The 19,517-nt window shown below is 39.0% G+C and carries 26 protein-coding genes and 1 pseudogene; 15 read left to right on the top strand and 12 right to left on the bottom strand.

Annotated features, from left to right (window positions below; translation table 11 throughout):
- Positions 1-65: 65 nt before the first annotated feature.
- Positions 66-431, bottom strand: a complete 366-nt coding sequence (gene patD / locus VB715_RS15450; protein ID WP_323302112.1) for a heterocyst frequency control protein PatD — start codon at positions 429-431, stop codon at positions 66-68.
- Between the two features lie 263 nt (positions 432-694).
- Between patD and VB715_RS15445 the strand changes: the two genes are divergently transcribed.
- From VB715_RS15445 to VB715_RS15430, 4 genes are all read left to right on the top strand, one after another.
- The gene (locus VB715_RS15445; protein ID WP_323302111.1) at positions 695-2,938 is read left to right on the top strand and encodes a bifunctional (p)ppGpp synthetase/guanosine-3',5'-bis(diphosphate) 3'-pyrophosphohydrolase; all 2,244 of its coding nucleotides are present in this window, start codon (positions 695-697) and stop codon (positions 2,936-2,938) included.
- An 86-nt stretch (positions 2,939-3,024) separates the two neighbouring features.
- Positions 3,025-3,447: a YggT family protein gene (locus VB715_RS15440; RefSeq protein WP_323302110.1), complete on the top strand. Its 423-nt coding sequence runs from the start codon at positions 3,025-3,027 to the stop codon at positions 3,445-3,447.
- A gap of 176 nt (positions 3,448-3,623) precedes the next feature.
- Entirely contained in the window at positions 3,624-4,121 is a 498-nt protein-coding gene (locus tag VB715_RS15435) for an orange carotenoid protein N-terminal domain-containing protein (protein WP_323302109.1), read from the top strand.
- A 90-nt stretch (positions 4,122-4,211) separates the two neighbouring features.
- A complete protein-coding gene (locus tag VB715_RS15430; RefSeq protein ID WP_323302108.1) occupies positions 4,212-4,610 on the top strand; it encodes a ketosteroid isomerase family protein in 399 nt (132 codons plus the stop codon).
- On the opposite strand, the gene VB715_RS15425 is transcribed toward VB715_RS15430, so the two are convergent.
- Entirely contained in the window at positions 4,607-5,047 is a 441-nt protein-coding gene (locus VB715_RS15425; protein ID WP_323302107.1) for a hypothetical protein, read from the bottom strand. The two genes, VB715_RS15430 and VB715_RS15425, sit on opposite strands and share 4 nt — an antisense overlap.
- Before the next feature lie 158 nt (positions 5,048-5,205).
- Positions 5,206-5,448 (bottom strand): hypothetical protein, encoded by a 243-nt coding sequence (locus tag VB715_RS15420; RefSeq protein ID WP_323302106.1) that lies wholly within the window; start codon positions 5,446-5,448, stop codon positions 5,206-5,208.
- A 183-nt stretch (positions 5,449-5,631) separates the two neighbouring features.
- Between VB715_RS15420 and VB715_RS15415 the strand changes: the two genes are divergently transcribed.
- Positions 5,632-5,784, top strand: a complete 153-nt coding sequence (locus VB715_RS15415) for a chlorophyll a/b-binding protein (protein WP_007308517.1) — start codon at positions 5,632-5,634, stop codon at positions 5,782-5,784.
- A 545-nt stretch (positions 5,785-6,329) separates the two neighbouring features.
- Here VB715_RS15415 and rpoD read toward each other — a convergent pair.
- The 3 genes from rpoD to crtE form a co-directional block, all read right to left on the bottom strand.
- A complete protein-coding gene (gene rpoD, locus VB715_RS15410; protein ID WP_323302224.1) occupies positions 6,330-7,613 on the bottom strand; it encodes an RNA polymerase sigma factor RpoD in 1,284 nt (427 codons plus the stop codon).
- An 884-nt stretch (positions 7,614-8,497) separates the two neighbouring features.
- Positions 8,498-8,956, bottom strand: a complete 459-nt coding sequence (locus VB715_RS15405; protein WP_323302105.1) for a divergent PAP2 family protein — start codon at positions 8,954-8,956, stop codon at positions 8,498-8,500.
- 21 nt (positions 8,957-8,977) lie between these two features.
- Positions 8,978-9,907: a geranylgeranyl diphosphate synthase CrtE gene (crtE, locus tag VB715_RS15400; protein ID WP_323292709.1), complete on the bottom strand. Its 930-nt coding sequence runs from the start codon at positions 9,905-9,907 to the stop codon at positions 8,978-8,980.
- 273 nt (positions 9,908-10,180) lie between these two features.
- Between crtE and VB715_RS15395 the strand changes: the two genes are divergently transcribed.
- From VB715_RS15395 to VB715_RS15375, 5 genes are all read left to right on the top strand, one after another.
- Positions 10,181-10,699: a type II secretion system protein gene (locus tag VB715_RS15395; protein ID WP_323302104.1), complete on the top strand. Its 519-nt coding sequence runs from the start codon at positions 10,181-10,183 to the stop codon at positions 10,697-10,699.
- 69 nt (positions 10,700-10,768) lie between these two features.
- On the top strand, positions 10,769-11,506 hold the full coding sequence (locus tag VB715_RS15390) for a class I SAM-dependent methyltransferase (RefSeq protein ID WP_323302103.1): 738 nt from the start codon (positions 10,769-10,771) through the stop codon (positions 11,504-11,506).
- Positions 11,507-11,871: 365 nt separating this feature from the next.
- Positions 11,872-12,393 (top strand): DNA starvation/stationary phase protection protein Dps, encoded by a 522-nt coding sequence (gene dps / locus VB715_RS15385; RefSeq protein ID WP_323302102.1) that lies wholly within the window; start codon positions 11,872-11,874, stop codon positions 12,391-12,393.
- Between the two features lie 102 nt (positions 12,394-12,495).
- Complete coding sequence (locus VB715_RS15380) at positions 12,496-13,389, top strand: ferritin-like domain-containing protein (RefSeq protein ID WP_323302101.1); 894 nt, start codon at positions 12,496-12,498, stop codon at positions 13,387-13,389.
- Positions 13,390-13,435: 46 nt separating this feature from the next.
- Entirely contained in the window at positions 13,436-14,248 is an 813-nt protein-coding gene (locus tag VB715_RS15375) for a tetratricopeptide repeat protein (protein WP_323302100.1), read from the top strand.
- Positions 14,249-14,382: 134 nt separating this feature from the next.
- Here the strand turns inward: VB715_RS15375 and VB715_RS15370 are convergent, their stop codons facing one another.
- Positions 14,383-14,598, bottom strand: coding sequence for an acetyltransferase (locus VB715_RS15370; RefSeq protein WP_323302099.1), 216 nt, complete (start codon positions 14,596-14,598; stop codon positions 14,383-14,385).
- Positions 14,599-14,718: 120 nt separating this feature from the next.
- Between VB715_RS15370 and VB715_RS15365 the strand changes: the two genes are divergently transcribed.
- Positions 14,719-15,267 carry a hypothetical protein gene (locus tag VB715_RS15365; protein ID WP_323302098.1) on the top strand — a complete coding sequence of 183 codons (549 nt, stop codon included), beginning with the start codon at positions 14,719-14,721 and terminating at the stop codon, positions 15,265-15,267.
- 97 nt (positions 15,268-15,364) lie between these two features.
- Here VB715_RS15365 and VB715_RS15360 read toward each other — a convergent pair whose 3' ends face one another.
- Positions 15,365-15,649 carry a DUF427 domain-containing protein gene (locus VB715_RS15360; protein ID WP_323302097.1) on the bottom strand — a complete coding sequence of 95 codons (285 nt, stop codon included), beginning with the start codon at positions 15,647-15,649 and terminating at the stop codon, positions 15,365-15,367.
- A gap of 136 nt (positions 15,650-15,785) precedes the next feature.
- On the opposite strand from VB715_RS15360, the gene VB715_RS15355 reads away from it, so the two are divergent.
- Positions 15,786-16,358, top strand: coding sequence for a hypothetical protein (locus VB715_RS15355; RefSeq protein ID WP_323302096.1), 573 nt, complete (start codon positions 15,786-15,788; stop codon positions 16,356-16,358).
- A gap of 49 nt (positions 16,359-16,407) precedes the next feature.
- On the opposite strand, the gene VB715_RS15350 is transcribed toward VB715_RS15355, so the two are convergent.
- From VB715_RS15350 to psb34, 3 genes are all read right to left on the bottom strand, one after another.
- Positions 16,408-17,301 (bottom strand): mechanosensitive ion channel family protein, encoded by an 894-nt coding sequence (locus tag VB715_RS15350; RefSeq protein WP_323302095.1) that lies wholly within the window; start codon positions 17,299-17,301, stop codon positions 16,408-16,410.
- 169 nt (positions 17,302-17,470) lie between these two features.
- Positions 17,471-17,788 carry a hypothetical protein gene (locus VB715_RS15345; RefSeq protein WP_323302094.1) on the bottom strand — a complete coding sequence of 106 codons (318 nt, stop codon included), beginning with the start codon at positions 17,786-17,788 and terminating at the stop codon, positions 17,471-17,473.
- A 53-nt stretch (positions 17,789-17,841) separates the two neighbouring features.
- Positions 17,842-18,174 (bottom strand): photosystem II assembly protein Psb34, encoded by a 333-nt coding sequence (gene psb34, locus VB715_RS15340; RefSeq protein WP_323302093.1) that lies wholly within the window; start codon positions 18,172-18,174, stop codon positions 17,842-17,844.
- Positions 18,175-18,355: 181 nt separating this feature from the next.
- Between psb34 and VB715_RS15335 the strand changes: the two genes are divergently transcribed.
- From VB715_RS15335 to VB715_RS15325, 3 genes are all read left to right on the top strand, one after another.
- The gene (locus VB715_RS15335; protein WP_323302092.1) at positions 18,356-18,523 is read left to right on the top strand and encodes a ribbon-helix-helix protein, CopG family; all 168 of its coding nucleotides are present in this window, start codon (positions 18,356-18,358) and stop codon (positions 18,521-18,523) included.
- Positions 18,524-18,853: 330 nt separating this feature from the next.
- Positions 18,854-19,000 (top strand): hypothetical protein, encoded by a 147-nt coding sequence (locus VB715_RS15330; protein ID WP_323302091.1) that lies wholly within the window; start codon positions 18,854-18,856, stop codon positions 18,998-19,000.
- A gap of 147 nt (positions 19,001-19,147) precedes the next feature.
- Positions 19,148-19,393 (top strand): hypothetical protein, encoded by a 246-nt coding sequence (locus VB715_RS15325; protein WP_323302090.1) that lies wholly within the window; start codon positions 19,148-19,150, stop codon positions 19,391-19,393.
- A gap of 4 nt (positions 19,394-19,397) precedes the next feature.
- On the opposite strand, the pseudogene VB715_RS15320 reads toward VB715_RS15325, so the two are convergent.
- Positions 19,398-19,517 (bottom strand): annotated as a pseudogene (locus VB715_RS15320) (IS630 family transposase); the annotation flags it as partial.

The raw sequence follows: 19,517 nt of genomic DNA, 5'->3' as shown, positions 1-19,517 counted from the left end.
CACTGAGAGCAACGAAACCAAAAATACAATTTAAGGAAAATTCAAGATTTCCCCCTACCCACAGGTTATAAAGTTATCTCTACTAATCCTTGACAGTAACTAATTAACTGTTCAAGGCGATCGCTGATCTTTTGTAACCGTTGTTGTGTCGTCCCTGCTTGACGAGAAGACTGTAAAAATAAGAGATCAGTTCCCAAAAGTCTTAACATTCGGTGAATTTCCGTTTTGGCAGACTGTTGTAAAGCGATCGCGCTAGAATCTAAATCTTCCAAAGTCACCCCCATGATCTCTTGTTCAAACACCTGCTGTACCTGCTCAAACCTTGTCCTAAGGCCATCAATTTCTAAATCCTTGGCCCTGACTTGTTCCTGGAGGTTTAATAAAGCTTCCCCTAGGTTGGTATAGGATTGGTGAGAAAATTTCGGTAACATTAAACACCATATTGCGCTAAAATTTGTAAACTAATATTAAACTTTTTGAGCGACTTTAACTAATCTGAATCTGTTCTTAAACTGAAATTATTAAAATATAGCCTCACTTTTCAGCCCAAAGACAGTGCTGATGGTAAAAATAGAACTTAAGCGGCAGTAAAACTCATCCTTTGCCCCCTGAGTTTCCCATCAGAGAATAATTCGCGTTTTAACTCACTAATCATCGTTATCTCAATCTATCCCTTGCTTAAGTCATTACTTCTATGAACGCAGTTACTCTTCCTGATCCCAAACCTGATTCCAAACCCGTTGAACTGATCCTTCCTGACTGGTTAAGCCAATGTTTGATAGAGTATCAAACGAATCAAAGTAGCCAGGATCTTGGTTTAATCTGCCGCGCCTTTAATTTTGCCTATCAACTCCATGAAGGACAGTATCGCAAGTCAGGGGAACCTTACATTGCTCATCCTGTGTCAGTCGCTGGTATACTGAGGGACTTAGGGGGTGATAAAGCCATGATCGCAGCAGGATTCCTGCATGATGTGGTTGAAGACACAGAAGTCACCGTAGAAGAAATAGAAGAGAGATTTGGCCAAGAAGTTCGACTCTTGGTTGAGGGAGTCACAAAGTTATCAAAATTTAACTTTTCGAGTAAAACCGAACAACAGGCCGAAAATTTTCGGCGAATGTTTTTGGCCATGGCCCAAGATATTCGGGTGATTGTGGTAAAGTTAGCTGATCGCCTCCATAATATGCGAACCTTAGAGGCCCTAAACCCAGATAAACAAAAACGTATTGCTCTAGAAACCAGAGAAATTTTCGCCCCCTTAGCCAACCGTCTCGGAATTTGGCGATTAAAATGGGAATTAGAAGATTTATCCTTTAAATATTTAGAAGCTGACGCTTATCGAGAAGTTCAGAATCATGTCTCTGAAAAACGGGCAGATCGAGAAACCCGTATCGAAACCGTCAAAAGCATTTTACAGCAACGACTCCAAGAAATTGGCATCCACGTCATAGAATTACAGGGACGACCCAAACACCTCTACGGCATTTATTATAAAATGCAGAGGCAGCATAAAGGCTTTCATGAAATTTATGATATCGCTGCCTTACGAATCATTGTCGAAAGCAACGAAGAATGTTATCGGGCCTTAGCCATTGTTCATGACGCATTTCGACCCATTCCTGGCCGATTTAAGGATTATATCGGACTGCCTAAACCCAACCGCTATCAGTCCCTACATACAACTGTAGTGGGGTTAAATGGTCGTCCCCTAGAAATCCAAATCCGCACCATAGAAATGCACCATATTGCTGAATATGGAATCGCGGCCCATTGGAAGTACAAAGAAACTGGCGGCTCTGATCAGATCCTATCCCAAGAAGATGAAAAATTTACTTGGTTACGGCAACTTTTAGAATGGCAAAAGGATCTTAAAGATGCTCAAGAATACGTTGACAATCTCAAAGATAATCTCTTTGACGATGATGTTTATGTCTTTACCCCCAATGGTGATGTTGTTTCTTTATCCAGAGGGGCCACAGCAGTAGATTTTGCCTATCGCATTCATACTGAAGTGGGAAACCACATGAAAGGGGCGCGGATCAATGGAAAATGGTCAGTTTTAGATAAACCTTTGCATAATGGGGATATTGTCGAAATTATCACCCAGAAAAATTCCCATCCTAGTTTAGACTGGTTAAACTTTGTTGTCACCCCCACGGCCCGCAACCGTATTCGTCAATGGTATAAGCGATCGCGTCGAGAAGAAAATGTCTCCCGTGGTCGGGAAATGTTAGAAAAAGAATTAGGGAAAAGTGGCTTAGATGCCCTACTGAAATCTGACCCCATGCAAGCGGTGGCGGAACGCTGTAATTATCAAGCTGTCGAAGATTTACTGGCGGCCCTAGGCTATGGAGAGATTACCCTTAACCAAGTGGTCAACCGTGTTCGAGAAGCCACCGTTAAGGCACAACAAGGGGATGTTTCCGCCATTACCTTACCCACAGCCTCCCCTTCCCCTCTATGCCCTACCAAACCTAATAAGTCCCCGATTGTCGGTGTGGAAGGATTGGTCTATCATATTGCAGGTTGTTGTCATCCCTTGCCTGGTGAACCGATTATGGGGGTGGTGACGCGAGGGGCCCGAGGCATTTCTATTCATGCTCAAGGCTGTTCTAATGTTGAAAGTGTACCGGGGGAACGCTTAATCCCTGTCCGTTGGAACATCACTGATGACAAAGGGTGTCTACCCACTTATCCCGTAGATATTTCAATTGAAGCCATTGATCGGGTGGGTGTCCTCAAGGATATTCTGTCACGGGTGAGCGATCACCATGTCAATGTGCGAAATGCTGGGGTCAGAACCAGTCGCAATAAACCCGCGATGATTAATTTACGCATTGATATCCGCGATCGCCAACAACTAGAATGTTTAATTAATAACATCAGAAATATGAGCGATATTTTGAATATTCATCGGGTGAATGGGGTGGAATTTTAAGAAATTTAACAGAATTGTTTTCTGGATATTTGTGAGTAAAATTGAAGTCAAAAGGACAACCTGAATTTATTCAGGAGGAAATACTCATGAATGAAAATCCTCACAATGATTCAACAACCCATTCTGAAGATCACATCGAACGTCAACAAGAAATTCAATTACAAGAAGAAGAATTAAGATTACGACAAGAAGAACGTCGTATCAACAATGTCCGTCGTACGGTCATGATCAATCGCTTGCTTCGAGGAATGTTTTTCTTGGTGGCAGCCCTAGAAAGTTTATTGGCTCTCCGTTTCATTTTAAAGCTTGCTGGAGCCAACCCAGACAATTTATTTGCTCAAGTTATTTATGGTTGGTCAAATCCCTTTATTTACCCCTTTAACAACCTGTTCGGAGAACCCGCAGTGAGTGGCAACATCATTGAATTTAACACCATTGCTGCCATGATTATTTATGGACTGTTAGGAACTTTAGGCACAAGATTGGTGGAGATTATCGGCGATCGTTAAAAAAGGGAGATATTATAGGTATTGCTCAATACATAGAAAAAAAAATATGTCAAGCATTTGTAATACTTATTTGCAGTTTGTAAAAAAATGTTACATAATGGGAGTGAAGGAGATAAAGCAAAGACTAAAAGCTACTCTCCTAGTAGATACAGTGTCAATAGACTCCAAGAGGAATCATGGCTTACACAGCAACCAATCCAGCTACAATTCTAAACAACCAAGCTGTTGACGTTACCTCTGTAACAGCAAGATTTCAACGTCTCAGCACCGACGACAAACTCGGTTTGCTCTGGGTTGCCTACACAGAAATTGGACGTTCTATCACCCCTGCCGCTACTGGTGCAGCCCGTTTACAATTTGCTGAAGGGATTCTCAACCAAGTCAAACAAATGTCCCAAGACGAGCAACTGAAGTTTATGCGGGATTTGGCTAATAAAGTAAGCACCCCCATCACCCGTGCTTATGGAACCCTCACCAACAATACCAAATTAGCTTTCTGGTATCAACTAGCTGAACTTATGGAATCTGGTGTTGTCATTCCTGTCCCTCCCTACTATCAGTTGACCCAAGAAGCAAATGCTGCGTTAGTAGCGATTCAAAGCCTAGATTTTAATCAACAAATTACTGTCTTACGCAACGCCGTGGTTGATATGGGAGTTGATCCCCTGGCGTAATCGTTTATATCTATTTTCCCTAATCTCCTAACCGTGAAAGAGCAGAACTTCCTGCTCTTTCTTTTAGTCCTAGACCTATTAAATGTAAATATGACTGTACTTGAACAAACTCAAATAGAAGGCATCACTGAACCCGTAATTGAACGTTATTTTCAGACACTAAACTCAGGAGAATATAACCAAACAGCTAGATTATTTGCTGCTGAAGGTGTTTTACATCCTCCTTTTGAGTCTCCTCTGGTGGGACAAGACGCGATCGCAATTTATTTACAAACAGAAGCCAAGGGGATGAAACTCCACCCCCGTCAAGGTAAGGTCGAAACCATAGAAAAGGAACACATCCAAGCTAGAATTACAGGAAAGGTACAAACCCCCCTATTCGGCGTTAATGTGGCCTGGACATTTGTTCTTAACCCTGTTCAAGAAATTATTTCCGTTGAAGTTAAGCTCTTAGCTTCTTTAAGTGAATTAGCTGGTTTGCAACGTTAAATAGCATAAGCAGGTTGCCTAAAAGCAGCCTCTAAAAGCTTACGTCCCAATTCTAGATCTTTTGCTGAAGGAATCCAATCAGGATGAGCAGTCATCAGTAAGGTTTCCATGGCTTCCTTATCAAAAAGATGCCAAACCAACGCGCCGTTAACTCTTCCCTGAATAGCATAACAATTGCTACTAATACATTGAATAGTAAAGCCGCCAACCATACGCTGGATAACCATTTTTTCTTGCGGTTGAAGAGAACGGAAATGTAGAATCACTTCTTTTAATTCCTGGACGGATGACACCCATAAACCAGGAATAACCACTTGTAATCGTTGATTGCCATTAACAGCTAACCAATAGCGTCGAGAAGGATCAACCCCTTCTAACCAGGGTGAGGAATCATCAAGGCGATAGCGGGGCGAGAGGATAAAGGGCTGCGTCATCATTGATATCTTTATCGCTAGAATTCTGAGCAAGTTTCCGTTAATTTTCGGATCTGTTGTTTCAGATTCTAAAGGCTTATCGCAAAAGTGCCAGATAAGTTTACAAAACTTATCTTAAAGTCTCTAGATTGCGATTCTTAGGGTGATATCAATAGTTCTAGTTAAGAGGGTTTCGGATAACTTCTGGCATAATAATCAGACGCAACCACCTCAAGCACCTCTCCTTCCCCTAACAGGGGATAAACGCAATTTACCCGATTTTCCCAAACAATATGAGCAATTTCGTAATCAGGGCAGTTAATGCGATAAGTGGTATCTGAAACCACTGAGAGACGACACCCTCTTGGTAAAAGTATAGAGAGTAGTAGTTGAAGATTTTGGGGGCCTAAATTGTTGGAAGCCATGTATCTGAAAAGTTTTTATATTTTTTTAAGACTTATTCTCGATTGTACAAGGTAGTTGTCAATCTTTGATATATTTTGCTGTCTTAACGAGAATTTTATTTAGGCTAATTCCCTGAAATGTTGCTAAATACTTAATATTTGTTTACAATATTTTACATAACATCACCTATTTTGCTATCCATCATGAAAAGCAACAACCAAAACGAAGGAAAATTCGGCTTTACAGGCTACGCTGAAAACTGGAATGGTCGCCTGGCCATGATTGGCTTTGTCTCTGCTTTAATTGTGGAATTAGTAACAGGTCAAGGGGTACTCCATTTTTGGGGAATTCTGTAACGAAATATTCCCATTTTTGTCAATCTCATTGCTATTACTGGGTTTCTTTGCAGAAATCCAGTTTTTTGTCTTAAACAGGACTTACGCATCAGCACTACTCGTATTAATAATTCTTGATTCTCTTCTATGCACAATCGGGCTGATTTGTCAATCCACAAGTATTTATGCTAAAACATTATTTAGTACATTTGCTCAAATAAACCAGTAAAAAATAACTTAACGAGGAATCAAAACAGAAAATTTTAAGACTATTCAACGAAATAATGATACTTGTAAGGAATATATTCAGGACAAGACACACTGGCCGTAGATTTTTAACTATTAAACATCATACCATAAAGGCGTAACTTCGTTAGCTATTGCTAAAGATTTTCATTACTTGTCAAGAGCAGTCTACGGGAAATGATTGAAATTTCAAAATACAAGAGCATTAATATATAACTTTATTTTATGTAAAAATCTAAACTTAAATCCGATCAACCATAAAAGCTGATCGGAGTCATTAACGCTGAAAACAAAGTTCAGAAAAACCTTTACTCAAGCTGTTACCGAATATATTCCTTGAGAATACTATTACGATTGGGATGACGTAATTTTCGGAGAGCTTTGGCTTCAATTTGCCGAATACGCTCACGGGTAACATTGAAAATCTGCCCGATTTCCTCTAGGGTTTTCATCCGTCCATCATCTAAGCCATAGCGTAACCGTAAGACATCCCGTTCCCTCGGACTCAAAGTGTCCAGCACATTCTCTAGGTCTTCCCGTAGGAGATTTTTAGAGACTTCATCTTCTGGGGTTTCTCCATCCGCTTCAATAAAATCCCCCAAACGGGAATCTTCTTCTTTCCCGATGGGGGTTTCTAACGAGATAGGTAATTGAGCCGATTTAGCGATGAACCGTAACTTTTCGATGGTCATTTCCATGCGGGTAGCAATCTCTTCCTCCGTGGGTTTACGACGCATTTCCTGAGAAAGAATCTTTGTCGTTTTCTTAATGCGGGAAATAGTCTCGTAAAGATGAACCGGAAGACGAATTGTCCGAGACTGATCAGCGATCGCCCTGGTAATTGCCTGACGAATCCACCAAGTGGCATAAGTTGAGAACTTATAACCCTTTTCATGATCGAATTTTTCTGCTGCCCGAATTAATCCGAGAGAACCCTCTTGAATTAAATCCTGGAAAGACAGACCTCGATTCATGTATTTTTTGGCGATAGAAACCACCAAACGAAGGTTAGAATGAACCATCTTATCCTTAGCTTTGCGGCCCAAATAAAGACGACGCTTAAACTTAGGCAGATAAGACTTCAAGGCTAAGTTCCAGGATTTCTCCAAATCAGCGAGAATCTCTGGTTTTTTGAGACTAGCGGTAATTTCAGACCATTTAGGCTCTTTTGACGACTGAGCGCGGAGCATTTCCTCAGAGGTTTCCCACTGAAAGATTCGTTTGCCCCATTCTGTCTCCGTTGGCTCCTTGTCCAGTTCCTCCCAGAGAGCTTCCCTGATGCGCTCTAACTTCAGTAAATCGGCGATTTTCCGGGCCAGTTCAATTTCTTCTTCAGCGCGCAAGAGTCGAATACGACCTATTTCTTGCAGATAGACCCGAATTGAATCCTCAGTGTAAGGCTTTTTCTTACTAGGATCTCGACGACGAGAAGCACTGATCTTTCGGGTTTTTTTTCCTTCCGGTTCAGTCATTGCCTCATCGAGTACGTCATCAGTTACGTCATCTATGTCTTCATCAATAAAGAACGCTACATCCATCTGAGGCTCATTCAGGGTTAGTAGGTCATTAGCCTGCGTCATGCCGTTTTCCTCTTGCTCCTTCAGTGCAAAACTAGAAGATAGGGTGAATTATTAGTTGAGTTAAGTCAGTGAGTCTAACTCGATTACTTTTAGGATAAACTTAATTTTCTTGAAGGGGATCAATGTTTGGGCTTCTTTTGTTTGGGAGAATTATCATCAGAATAATCATGTGTCATCCTTGCTATAATCGCCGTCACTCCATCGTCCCAGGTCAAGAAAATTAAAGACCTATCCGATTGTAGCCTCGATTACAAAAAATCGGGAACGGTTTTTGATTTAATGGCAAAAGATTCCATAAATTTTTGGGTATGTTACCAGAGGTTAGAGATGGGAAGCCATTTGAGTTCATAATGATAGAAAAGTGTCTAACGACAATGGGGAAGTTGACTAATGTTAATTCACGTCATTGGGGAATGTCACGGATTAGTTAGTCTTTGAGTGAATTCAGCTACCTTATGGGCGGAAAAACCTCTCATGAGAGTTAACTGACTTCAGCTAAGGATCGTAATGAGTAAACAAGCCATACCTGGTCGCTATTGCCACCGGGTAATTCTCCTCAGCACTGGTTGAATCTTCAGCTATTGTAATGAATTCTCATCGAAAGTGTCCCTAGATTATCCTTTCGCAACGTTTGATGGTTGAGAAAAGTCTGGTACGTTTGTTCCTGGTAGGTGAAAATATTAGTGTGTTTACTCATACGTTAGCAAAGTTTTTTGCCTGTCGATCAGATCCGGGCAAACAAATATGATGAAATATCAAAATTCGATGACCCTAATTGGTCGATTTGTCAGTCCAAATTTCAATTGGGCTAGTCAGTTACTTTTCCTTTGTAAACGCAAGTAACAACACAGTGCAGTGATACATATCACAGAAAAGCTGAAGGCTTGCTGGGTAGGCTTGTCCAGATTTTACAACACGGGGAAGGCTAAGACAGAAATCCCTATTCCCCAAGCTAAGCCAACCAAAACTTGAAAAGGCGTATGTCCCAGCAACTCTTTTAACCGTTCTTCCGCATTAAGATGATGAGCGTCGTGAAGAAACTCATCGAGTAATTGGTTCAGAATACGTGCTTGTTTCCCGGCTGCTTGACGGACTCCTGCCGCATCGTACATGACAATGACGGCAAATAAAGAGGCGATCGCAAATTCCGCACTTTCCCAACCTTTGGTAAGGCCGACACCTGTAGCTAAGGCACCCACTAAAGCTGAGTGGGAGCTAGGCATTCCCCCTGTACTCATGAAAAAGCGAAAATTGATTTTTCGATGACGAATCAATTCAATAATCACTTTTAACCCCTGAGCCGAAAAACAAGCGATTAAGGAAGCTAAGAGTATTTTGTTTTGAAGAATTGTTTCAACATCCTGCATAATATATGGTGAGGGAAAAATTTAGTTTTTGCGGGTAACAATAAAGTGGGCGATCGCCGCTAAGGGGGCTGCTTTATCCCCATAAGGAGTCAATTGAGCGATCGCTTCATCAACTAGGGTTTGGGCTTGTTTTTGAGATTCTTCGATGCCCCAAATACTAGGATAGGTGGCTTTTTGCGCCCGTTCATCTTTCCCTGCGGTTTTACCAAGCTCTTCTAAGGTTGCCGTGACATCTAAAATATCATCCACAATTTGAAAAGCCAAACCGATATTCTGGGCGTACTGGGATAACCGTTGGACATCATCAGCAGAAGCACCTGCTAAAATTGCTCCAGACACCACAGAAGTCTCTAATAAAGCTCCGGTTTTATGAATATGAATTGATTTTAATGTCTCAACTGTAACATCTGATTTCCCTTCAGATTCGAGATCTAAGACTTGACCCCCCACTAACCCAGCGGCCCCGACGGTACGCCCTAAACGAGCAATTACGTCAACCAGGTTAGGCAAATCTACATTACGGGTTTGGGTGGCAACGTGTTCAAAGGCGTAGGATAATAGGCCATCTCCGGCCAAAATAGCGATATCTTCCCCATAAACTTTGTGATTCGTCAATTTTCCCCGTCGATAATCATCATTATCCATGGCGGGGAGATCATCATGAATTAAAGACATGGTGTGAATCATTTCCAAAGCACAGGCCGTAGGAAGTGCCATCTCAGTTGTTCCCCCCATGAGATCACAGGTGGTTAGACAAAGAATAGGACGAAGCCTTTTACCACCGGCTAAGAGAGAATAACGCATGGCCTCATAGATTTTTTCGGGACGACTAATGGGAAGAGATGCGTCGAGTGCTGCTTCAACTAACTGTTTTTTTTCATCGAGATAGGACGCGAGGTCGAAACTGGATGCTTCTGATTGCGCCACACGGTTTTCGCTTGTCATAACCATGTCTAACTGCCTTAACCAACCAATTGCTTTGTATTATTTCTCTCAGTTTACAGGATCTTTGGTTCCCATTCCTAAACTCTAACTAACTGGGTTCAATTTTGCTTCGTCGGTGTTATTTTCTCGGCTTTAGCTAAGGAGGGATGATTTTTAGGGGTTATTGATATGATTTGACCTTAATTTGGGTATTCTTTAAAAGAGATCTTTTTTTTTACTTGATTAGAAATGATCATAGTTGGTTTTAATCAACACTAAAGCATAAATAGGTTTAAATTTATGTTCCCACTTAATCGATTATCTCTTGCTTATTTCTTGAGACTTGATAATAAGTTTCAACAAGGATTTACTTTGCTTGAATTACTCATTACCGTCATTATTATTGGCATCTTATCATCTATTTCAATCCCTGCTTATGTGGCAATAGTGGATAAGTTTCATTATGGCGAAGCAAAAATTCACATGGGATGTTTAAAAAGGGAATTAGAAGGAGTTAGGCTAGAGAAAGGTTATTTTCCTCCAGATGTAGGCAATAATAATGTTCCAGTCGGAACAGAATGCTTTATCAAAAATGAGACAAACTTAGTGCCTTATAATTCTAAATATGACTATGAAAATTGGACTGCTTCTGGAGGCTGTTTAATTCAAATTAGTTTTTTCGGTAAGAATAAAAAGAGAGATCAGCCGGGAAACAGCATTCTTTTTACAGAGCCAGGTTTTCATGAATACAAGTTAAATAATGGGGATGATTTAATTTTAAGTTTAGGTATTCAACCCAAAGAATTTTGTAGTCCTTAATTGGCTTTAATTAACCCAGATAGCTACTTATTTGATATGATGTCAATAAGTTGATTATCTTGAGGAATTATGTCGCAACAAGAAACTTATAAGGTGTGGGAAAAAGCGGAACTCTCTAAAAGCTTTTTGGAAGGAGTTAGAGGCGCAATTCCGTTGGCAGCAGAACAAATTGAAATAATACTAAGATTAATTAATTTAACTCAATCTCAGGTTGATAAGTTTCTTGATTTAGGTTGTGGTAATGGTATTTTAGGGAAAGCTATCTATTCAGATTTTCCTCAAGCAAAAGGCTGCTTTTTAGATCTCTCAGAACCCATGATTAAAGCAGCAAAAAATAATTTGAGTGAGCAACAAGAATCAACTTTTATCATAGCTGATTTTGGACAAAAAGATTGGATTAATTTGATTGATAAAACAGTTAAATTTGATGTCATTGTTTCAGGTTTTGCCATTCATCATCTACCAGATAATCGTAAAAGAGAAATTTATGAAGAAATCTATCAACTCCTGAAACCAGGGGGATTATTTTTGAATTTAGAACACGTTTCTTCAGTTTCTCCTTTAGGGGAAAAAGCGTTTAATGATCTTTTCGTTGATTCTCTTTATGCTTTCCATCAACAACAAGGTTCACAAAATTCTCCTCAAGAAATTGAGGCAGAATATTATAATCGTCCTGATAAATCAGCTAATATTTTAACTTTGGTGGAAACTCAATGTCAGTGGTTAAGAGAAATTGGATTTGTTGAAGTTGACTGTTTTATGAAGATTTTTGAAATTGCTCTATTTGGGGGTATTCGTCCTCATTAATATAAAATATTTTGGACAAAACAGGCCAAAGAAAGCCCCCTCAATGCAAGGAGAGCAAAATATCTTTATAATATTACTGTTGATGATGAGCCAATAGACTAATTTTTTGATCAAGCAAATCTTTAGATTGGTGGGTTACGGTGGATAATCAATTAACTTATTAGTTGCCTAAGATATCCCCACCTAACCCATCCTACACAAGAGTTTTAGAGTTTATGCTTGACAAGTCATACTCATTATGACTACACTAAGCTTAATTAAACTCATAATGACTTCCACTTAAGAACCCAAGGGTTTGCCCTCACGGATAAAATCAGCCTGTAGGGGGAGTGGAGTAGAAAGATTAACGCAAAGGAGACATAATCATGGCAACAGCACAAGTCACGAAACCCCAAGCAAAAGACCGTTTATACCCCACTCGTATCGATATTGCTGCGGATGTACGTCAAGAAATTATTGCTATCCTTAGTCAAACCCTAGCTACCAGTTTGGATCTCAAAACCCAAGCTAAACAAGCCCATTGGAATGTCAAAGGACTCGATTTTTACCAATTACATGAGCTTTTTGATACCCTGGCCGGTGAATTAGAAGGCTATGTGGATATGGTAGCGGAAAGAATTACTGCCTTGGGAGGGACAGCGATGGGAACTGCAAGAATTGCGGCATCTGAGTCCTTAATTGCCGAATATCCCTATGATATCGTGGATGGTGTCCAACATATCACCGCCTTAGCTGATCGTTATGCTACCTATGGGGCCCATCTTCGTGAAGCCATTGCTAAAACTGATGAATTAGGGGATGCTGATACGGCTGATCTTTATACAGAGATTTCCCGTGATATTGACAAACGATTATGGTTCTTAGAAGCTCATCTGATTAAGCAATAGGATTAGCATGATGATGGGGGCAGAATATTTTTTGCCCCCATCTATTTTAGAAATCTCGTTAAAATATTGATTGGTTAACAAAAATCAATACTTAATTGAGTCATGACAGTTTCCTATCCTCACAAACTCTACAATGGGATGAACGCCCGCGATATCTTAAAAAGAGTCGTCAGTGATCGTGAAATTCATCTGATTACCCTCAACCGCTATCGTTATAATGAACAACGTAGCTGTAAAGACCTTACCGATGTTATTGAAAAACTCAATGGTCAACCCAAAGATTTAGTCCAAGAGTTGTCCCGTCATGTTTGCGATGAGTCCCGCCATGCCATGTGGTTAACCGACTTATTAGTAGACTTGGGGGCGGATATTGGTACGCCTCCTGGAATGTCTTATATTGATGAATTTGAACGCTTATTAGACCAAGATTCCTACGTTAATGAAAATCAGAGGGAAGAAGCCATTATTGCTGCTTTAGCTGCCATTAATGTGACAGAAAAACGGGGTTGTGAATATTTTTCTGCCCATATTCATGCCTTGAAAGAAGCCCCCCAAACGGAAGAAAATATCAAGATTCGAGAAACCTTAGAAAAGATTTTCCCTGAAGAAGCGGGCCATGTCCGTTGGGGAAATCGTTGGTTAAAGAAAATTGCCCAGAAAAGTTCAGAAACTCAACAAAAAGTTGAGCAAGCGAAACGTAAATATACTGCCATTGAACAAGCGGCCTATGAAGCGGGAATGGATATTATGGCCGGGGCCGAATTACGTCGATTAAACCATCTTGTAGACATTGCCAACACCTTACCGCTATGGGAAAGACCGCAATATTTAATGCAATATCTTCCCCAAACCTTACTTGATCCTCAATTGCAAAAAACCCGTCTACAGGCAGCACAACGAGCTTGGAACCGCAATCCCCAGGACTTTGTTGAAAAGTTTGTGCCAATGTTTTTAAATGGGTTAAATCAGCCTCAATCTGTGAAAACCAAATCTTAGGTTTAAGGTCATAATAAGTAAAAAAATATTAGGGATGAAGATGGGAATGATGGGTTGGATTTTAACTTTACTGACTATTTTAGGAATTTGGACGGCAGCTATCCCCGCAGGATTTGCCCAAGAAGCGACGATTCCCCCCATTACGGAGGAACAGTTACAACAGGGGGAAGAAATCGCTAAAAAAGCCATAGAAGCCACGGAAAAAGGAGATTTTGCCCAAGCTGAAACCTATTGGACTCAATTAGTAGACCAGTTTCCCAGTAATCCGGCAGTCTGGAGTAATCGGGGGAATGCTCGTGTCAGTCAAAATAAGTTAGAGGAGGCGATCGCCGATTTTAACCATTCGATTGAATTGGCCCCAGATGCACCAGATCCTTATCTTAATCGAGGGACAGCTTTGGAGGGCCAGGGACAATATTTAGCGGCGATCGCGGATTATAATCGGGTTTTAGAACTTAATCCCGATGATCCCATGGCCTACAATAATCGGGGTAATGCGGAAGCTGGCCAGGGAGATTGGACACAAGCGTTAATTGATTATCAAAAAGCGGCAGAAATTGCCCCAAATTTTGCCTTTGCTCGTGCTAATGCGGCCCTTACTTCTTATCAGTTAGGGAAAACCGGAGAAGCGATCACCGAAATGCGGAATTTGGTTCGCAAGTATCCGATGTTTCCTGATATGCGGGCCGCTTTAACTGCGGTGTTGTGGGATATGGGACAACAGGGAGAAGCGGAAAGTCATTGGGTAGCAGCGATGGGTATGGATAACCGTTATCAAGATTTAGATTGGGTTAAAAATATTCGTCGCTGGCCACCGCAAATGGTTGCTGCTTTGGATAAGTTTTTAAACTTGAAATAAACTCAAGAATCTCCATAAAAATAGGGGTAAGGTTGTTATACTATAGGAGTTCTTAACTTCCTCACCCCTAATATTTTTAATCAACAAACATTCAAGTTCTTACTTGACAAAATCTAGATAAGATGGTTGTTTTTTTAAGCAGCTTGTAAGCGATAATCGGGTTCAACCCAACAATGGGGAAGGGGTTCACCAGAAGGAAATGTTAACTCTGATTTTCCGAAAGGTTCGGGATCTTGCATTTCTTCTCCACAGTGAAACCGTCCTAAAATTGTCCTTTGACAAGGATCATAAAGATGATCGATGTTAAGGACTTCGATGATATCACCACTGGGTTTATGTTGTAAAAACATTGATTATACCCTCCGTTGTTCATCTCCATTAATTCTGGTATAACACAAACCAATCAGGACAAACCTTAAAGATAATAAACTGTTGCAAAACGTTGTCTAACTGTTAAGAATTGAAAACCTATGACTTTAATCCGTTCGAGTTTTCGTATTTCTCCCTTGATTCAAGTTACTTTAATTAGTCTCTATGTTGCCCTCACTATTCCCCTTCCTTTCTTAGCTAAAGTGACAGATGCTCCGGTTTCTCCTTTGATTTTATGGGCAGGTATTATTCTGGGTTTATTGCTGTTAATTGGGGCATTAAGTGAACGGGTTGTAGTTGATGAAACCCAAATCAAAGTGACTTATCCTGTTTGGTTTCCCTCTTTTTTTCGTCAGGGATGGTCATTAAATTGGCAAGAGATTAAGGACTTAAAATTACGGACGACTGGACAAGGGGGATTAGTTTATTATTTTATTAGCGAAACTTCAGATAAAGCTTATTTATTGCCGATGCGAGTGGCTGGATTTTCTTCTTTAGTTAAAATTGTCACAGAAAAAACAGGAATTGATACCACTGATATTCGTCCTCTATCTCAACCTTGGATGTATTTAATTTTGTTAGTGGTTACGCTATTTTTATTATTAATGGATAGTTGGACAATTTGGACAGCTATGACTTATCAAGGATGATCTTTGACCCTTAATTCATTTTTAGGCAATAGAATTAATGCTTAACCTATTGCCTTTTTTAGTTAGAAATTATAACAATTTCTGAAAAATAAAGGTTTTACTTATCAACTTTAACCCCTCGCCAAAAAGCAACATATCCTTGAATATTTTTGGCTTTTTCTTTAGGATCGGGATAATACCAGGCGGCATCTTTATTTTCTTGTCCATTGACTTCAATGGTGTAATAACTGGCGACTCCTTTCCAGGAACAAGTGGTATGAGTTTCGCTGGATTTAAAATAGGTTTGATTAATGGACTCAGGGGGAAAATAATAATTTCCCTCTACAATTTCACCTTGATCACTTTCTGCTAAGATAACACCGTTCCAAATTGCTTTTGCCATTTTTCTAAAACTTTAAACACTGCTATTGTCTATTATGAAGGAGATGAGTTAAGTTGACAATACTTTGATGAAATTTACCCTACTAAAGAAAATCCCTCATATTTTTATTCTATGTAACATTTTAAGTTTAATATTAATGCTGTTGATAATCTTGTATGCAAAACACTTTGAACCATCGATTGATGGTTTATTTATTCCTCCAGCAACCCCTCCCTATCCAACCGGGGGACTATTAACCCATACTTTTCAAATTCTCTGTAGTATTCCTCCTGTGGTTTGTGGGTTTACTTTTACTTTATTAAGACGAATTGAACCTAAAAATAAAAGTAACTTTTTTTTGTTAGGTTCAGCTATTTTCACGGGAGGATTTTTACTCAATGAAATTTACCGTATTCATATTATTTTACTTTATTTCAATGTATCTAAAATGTCCACAATTCAAGTTTATGGGGTGATTTTATTAGCCTATGTTTTAATGTTCTGGAACAACTTTAAAGCCACTCCCTATGGTATGATTATTTTTGGTGTTTTTCTGTTGTTTTTGGCTGTGTTAATTGATTCAATTTCTGCTAGACTTTCTTTTCACTCTCTTTTAACAGAAGGAATTCCTAAATTATTTTTTGGTATTAATTATGCGCTTTATTTTTGGTTAGTTTGTTATCAACAAATTGTCATTATTTTTCAAAATAATTCTCAGAAAGTTAGGTAGAGACGTTATCTACAACATCTCTACGGTTAATTCCTTAAGGTGAGTTTAATTAAGAACGATTAGCATATTCTTTGGAATCATTAGGAAGATAATCATTAAACCCTTGTTGATCGTAATGATAAACTGTCCGAATGGGATAGGGAATATTGATATTTGCACGATCAAATGATTGTTTGATCGCCATAATCACTTGACTTTGAATACGTCGAACATCTGCTTGAAAAGGTGCTGTCCAATAGCGCAAGACTAAATCAATGGAACTATCCCCAAAATTGACTAAATCCACCTCTGGTTCTGGGTTTTCTAAGACTCCATTGACATCATAAATTGTTTTGAGTAAAATAGCTTTTGCTTGAGGTAAAGAAGTATTATAGTCAACACCAACTCCTAAATCTGTGCGCCGAAAATTAAATGCTGTTCGGACTTGTACTGCATTGGTAAAAACTGTAGAATTAGGCAATAAAACCCGTTCGCCCTGATAGGTACGAATTTGAGTTGTCCGAATATTAATCGACTCAACAGTACCTTCATATTCACCAACAATAATTTGATCATTGATACGAAAAGGTTCTTGCAATAATAGAAGAATTCCCGCTAAAAAGTTCTTGAAAATGTCTTGAAATGCAAAACCAATGGCAACTGAACTTAACCCTAAAGTTGCAATAACATCCCCTAATCTTAACCCTGGAAAAGCAGCAACACCAGCTAAAAGACATCCCGTTACCCAAGCAAGAATATAGCTTGTTTTGGTGAACAAAAGTTGTAATGAATGGCTTTTAATTACTTGTTTGCCAATTTTATCAGCTAGTTGTGCAATAAAGTCAGCAGCAAAGCGAGTTAACACAAGAATGATAATCGCAAAAATTACAGCAGGTATTCCTTTAATACTACTACTAATTAGATCGTTAATACTATTAGTGACTGTTTCTAAAATTTGATTCATCTATCTCCACAAACTATGAGATTAAGTATTCTGAGAAGACTGTCTAAAAGGCAAGGTGGAGGGGTTCCTCCACCTTGAAATCACGCCATAAAAACCAGACGGCTTTCTTAAATTAGTTCTTGACAGTTCTGTCCTAATGTAAATGACAGACTATTCAGTTTAAAAGTTCCTATTTAAACTTTTTAGCGGCATTTTCAAAAGAGGATTGTAGATTATTCCAGGCACTTTCAAATCCAGTTTGAATCTCCATCCAAGCATCTTCCCCTGCTTTTTGAAGTTCCTCAAATTTCTGATAAACAGCATCTCGTTGGGCTGATAATTCTTCAATTTGACTGTGATATTCAATCTCAGTATCAGCTTTAGCTTGTTGTGCTTTTGCTTTCAGTTCATCTATTTGTGCATTTAGCTTATCCAGTTGCGCTTTAACTTTCTTTTCGTAGGTTTCTTTGTTGAGATTTTGAGTGTTCATGGGTGCTTGAGTAGACATGGATATACCTCTTAATTACAATGTTCAAAAATGTTGTTTTTCCGGTTTATAATCTAGCTAACGCTGATAGCAATGAAGATTAAACCAATCACAAATGCAGTAGCTAATCCTCCTAAGATCATGTAAGCATATTGCTCTTTAGGAGTGGGATATTTTGACCCTTGAAGTTTCGGTGTGACTGGATAATTATTGATCAACCCTTCTTGATCGACAGTATAACCTTTGGTTGTGGTTGGGTTATTTAAACTCTCTTTTTTTTGTGCTTGAGAAACAGGATTATTTGGGGGTTCACTTCCTTCTCGTTTCTCTCTTGCAGCGACTTCTGCTGGAATAAGTTCGCTACCGTCACTATAGTTGTGTTCTAAGGTTTTGGTAGAGGTGTTCATACATATCTCCGATTCGACAAACAGTGCAGTTTTCTTGCGCCGTTATTACTATCATAGGACAAAATTTATACTTTGTCAAGTTATTGTACTAACAAAATACAGTGAAGGGGCTTGAAACCCTGTAAAATCCTGCTATAATCCTGTTAGGACAAATAAAGTACAATGTTAGTATGTAAAGAGAATGGCCAGAACAAAACCCAAGTCTGATAAGGTGTTAACCATCCGTCTTCCTGAAAAGGAATTATTGCGTCTTGAAGCGTATTGCATCATGGATGGAAAGACGAAAACGGAAGTCATCAGACAGTTTATCCATAGTTTACCTGTTCGGGAAACAGCAGTCATGGAATAGCTTGAAGGGTTGAAGGTTGGGAGTTTTTCGGTTTAAAGTTCTCAACTTTTAATCATTTAGAGATTAAATTTTAACCAATTAAATACCTGTTCAATCGAGATTATTTAAAAGTATTAGGAATGTTGATTTATGAATATGAAGAAAATTCAGAACCTATCCCAAAATTAGAAAGTGTTGAATGATTTTACGAAATTACACTGATAAGCAACCAAAAAATTTAGAATTTTTCCTGTAATTACAGCAGTTTACGTCAAGTAGATTGACTGAGATAGACTAATACTTAATAAATTATAGGATTAATCTATGTCTCATACAAATCACTCAAAATCAATGGCTAAAGTTGCTAGTTTAGGATCAAAAATTATTGAAGCAGTTGCTCCTCCTGTTACAAAAGTTCTTATTGATGAGCTAGAACAAAAACATAAACAGGAACGTAAAAAAACACAAAATAAAGGCTCTATCGAACCTGCTATGTAAAACTATTAAAAAATATAGGCTCAAACCCTTAAGGGTTAAGCTATACAGACAAAACCCGCCTACGCGGGTTCAATTTAGTCTCCGAAGGGAGACTTAGTTTCTATAGTATCAGGCTTCAGTCTGTATGTAGGTGTTGATTTAGCTTTAGTGAAGCACTTAAAATGGGCAAAAGCAAAATTTGATAAAGTAGTAGAGTTGGTTCCTGACTTAAATCAAAAATGGATAGAAGAACCCTTTAAAGAAACTCAACTTTTGTTATTAGATATTTCCAATTGTATAACACTTTTAGATCGAGAACATGATATCTATGATCAAAATGATCGAGTCATAAAAATTGGTGATCTGGTTGCTGTACATTGTACAGATGAAAATAACAAACCTTATAACCATTAAGTGCCTAAACAAAATTAATTACATAGTCTTTTCCAAAATTATCAAGCACTTTTTTGAGATAGCTAAGTAAGCTATTCCAATTGTCGTAAGCCTCAACTTCAATCCACTCATATTTAATAAATTT

Origin of the sequence: Crocosphaera sp. UHCC 0190 (assembly GCF_034932065.1) — a bacterium.
Taxonomy (GTDB): Bacteria; Cyanobacteriota; Cyanobacteriia; order Cyanobacteriales; family Microcystaceae; genus UHCC-0190.
Note: the sequence above shows the minus strand (reverse complement) of the source record. Positions and strands in the feature narration are given on the sequence as shown.

What these genes read in the sequence shown, in the direction of transcription:
- patD (WP_323302112.1), bottom strand. Translation starts at nt 431, where the DNA reads ATGTTACCGAAATTTTCTCACCAATCCTATACCAACCTAGGGGAAGCT.
- VB715_RS15445 (WP_323302111.1), top strand. Translation starts at nt 695, where the DNA reads ATGAACGCAGTTACTCTTCCTGATCCCAAACCTGATTCCAAACCCGTT.
- VB715_RS15440 (WP_323302110.1), top strand. Translation starts at nt 3,025, where the DNA reads ATGAATGAAAATCCTCACAATGATTCAACAACCCATTCTGAAGATCAC.
- VB715_RS15435 (WP_323302109.1), top strand. Translation starts at nt 3,624, where the DNA reads ATGGCTTACACAGCAACCAATCCAGCTACAATTCTAAACAACCAAGCT.
- VB715_RS15430 (WP_323302108.1), top strand. Translation starts at nt 4,212, where the DNA reads ATGACTGTACTTGAACAAACTCAAATAGAAGGCATCACTGAACCCGTA.
- VB715_RS15425 (WP_323302107.1), bottom strand. Translation starts at nt 5,047, where the DNA reads ATGATGACGCAGCCCTTTATCCTCTCGCCCCGCTATCGCCTTGATGAT.
- VB715_RS15420 (WP_323302106.1), bottom strand. Translation starts at nt 5,448, where the DNA reads ATGGCTTCCAACAATTTAGGCCCCCAAAATCTTCAACTACTACTCTCT.
- VB715_RS15415 (WP_007308517.1), top strand. Translation starts at nt 5,632, where the DNA reads ATGAAAAGCAACAACCAAAACGAAGGAAAATTCGGCTTTACAGGCTAC.
- VB715_RS15405 (WP_323302105.1), bottom strand. Translation starts at nt 8,956, where the DNA reads ATGCAGGATGTTGAAACAATTCTTCAAAACAAAATACTCTTAGCTTCC.
- crtE (WP_323292709.1), bottom strand. Translation starts at nt 9,907, where the DNA reads ATGGTTATGACAAGCGAAAACCGTGTGGCGCAATCAGAAGCATCCAGT.
- VB715_RS15395 (WP_323302104.1), top strand. Translation starts at nt 10,181, where the DNA reads ATGTTCCCACTTAATCGATTATCTCTTGCTTATTTCTTGAGACTTGAT.
- VB715_RS15390 (WP_323302103.1), top strand. Translation starts at nt 10,769, where the DNA reads ATGTCGCAACAAGAAACTTATAAGGTGTGGGAAAAAGCGGAACTCTCT.
- dps (WP_323302102.1), top strand. Translation starts at nt 11,872, where the DNA reads ATGGCAACAGCACAAGTCACGAAACCCCAAGCAAAAGACCGTTTATAC.
- VB715_RS15380 (WP_323302101.1), top strand. Translation starts at nt 12,496, where the DNA reads ATGACAGTTTCCTATCCTCACAAACTCTACAATGGGATGAACGCCCGC.
- VB715_RS15375 (WP_323302100.1), top strand. Translation starts at nt 13,436, where the DNA reads ATGATGGGTTGGATTTTAACTTTACTGACTATTTTAGGAATTTGGACG.
- VB715_RS15370 (WP_323302099.1), bottom strand. Translation starts at nt 14,598, where the DNA reads ATGTTTTTACAACATAAACCCAGTGGTGATATCATCGAAGTCCTTAAC.
- VB715_RS15365 (WP_323302098.1), top strand. Translation starts at nt 14,719, where the DNA reads ATGACTTTAATCCGTTCGAGTTTTCGTATTTCTCCCTTGATTCAAGTT.
- VB715_RS15360 (WP_323302097.1), bottom strand. Translation starts at nt 15,649, where the DNA reads ATGGCAAAAGCAATTTGGAACGGTGTTATCTTAGCAGAAAGTGATCAA.
- VB715_RS15355 (WP_323302096.1), top strand. Translation starts at nt 15,786, where the DNA reads ATGCTGTTGATAATCTTGTATGCAAAACACTTTGAACCATCGATTGAT.
- VB715_RS15350 (WP_323302095.1), bottom strand. Translation starts at nt 17,301, where the DNA reads ATGAATCAAATTTTAGAAACAGTCACTAATAGTATTAACGATCTAATT.
- VB715_RS15345 (WP_323302094.1), bottom strand. Translation starts at nt 17,788, where the DNA reads ATGTCTACTCAAGCACCCATGAACACTCAAAATCTCAACAAAGAAACC.
- psb34 (WP_323302093.1), bottom strand. Translation starts at nt 18,174, where the DNA reads ATGAACACCTCTACCAAAACCTTAGAACACAACTATAGTGACGGTAGC.
- VB715_RS15335 (WP_323302092.1), top strand. Translation starts at nt 18,356, where the DNA reads ATGGCCAGAACAAAACCCAAGTCTGATAAGGTGTTAACCATCCGTCTT.
- VB715_RS15330 (WP_323302091.1), top strand. Translation starts at nt 18,854, where the DNA reads ATGGCTAAAGTTGCTAGTTTAGGATCAAAAATTATTGAAGCAGTTGCT.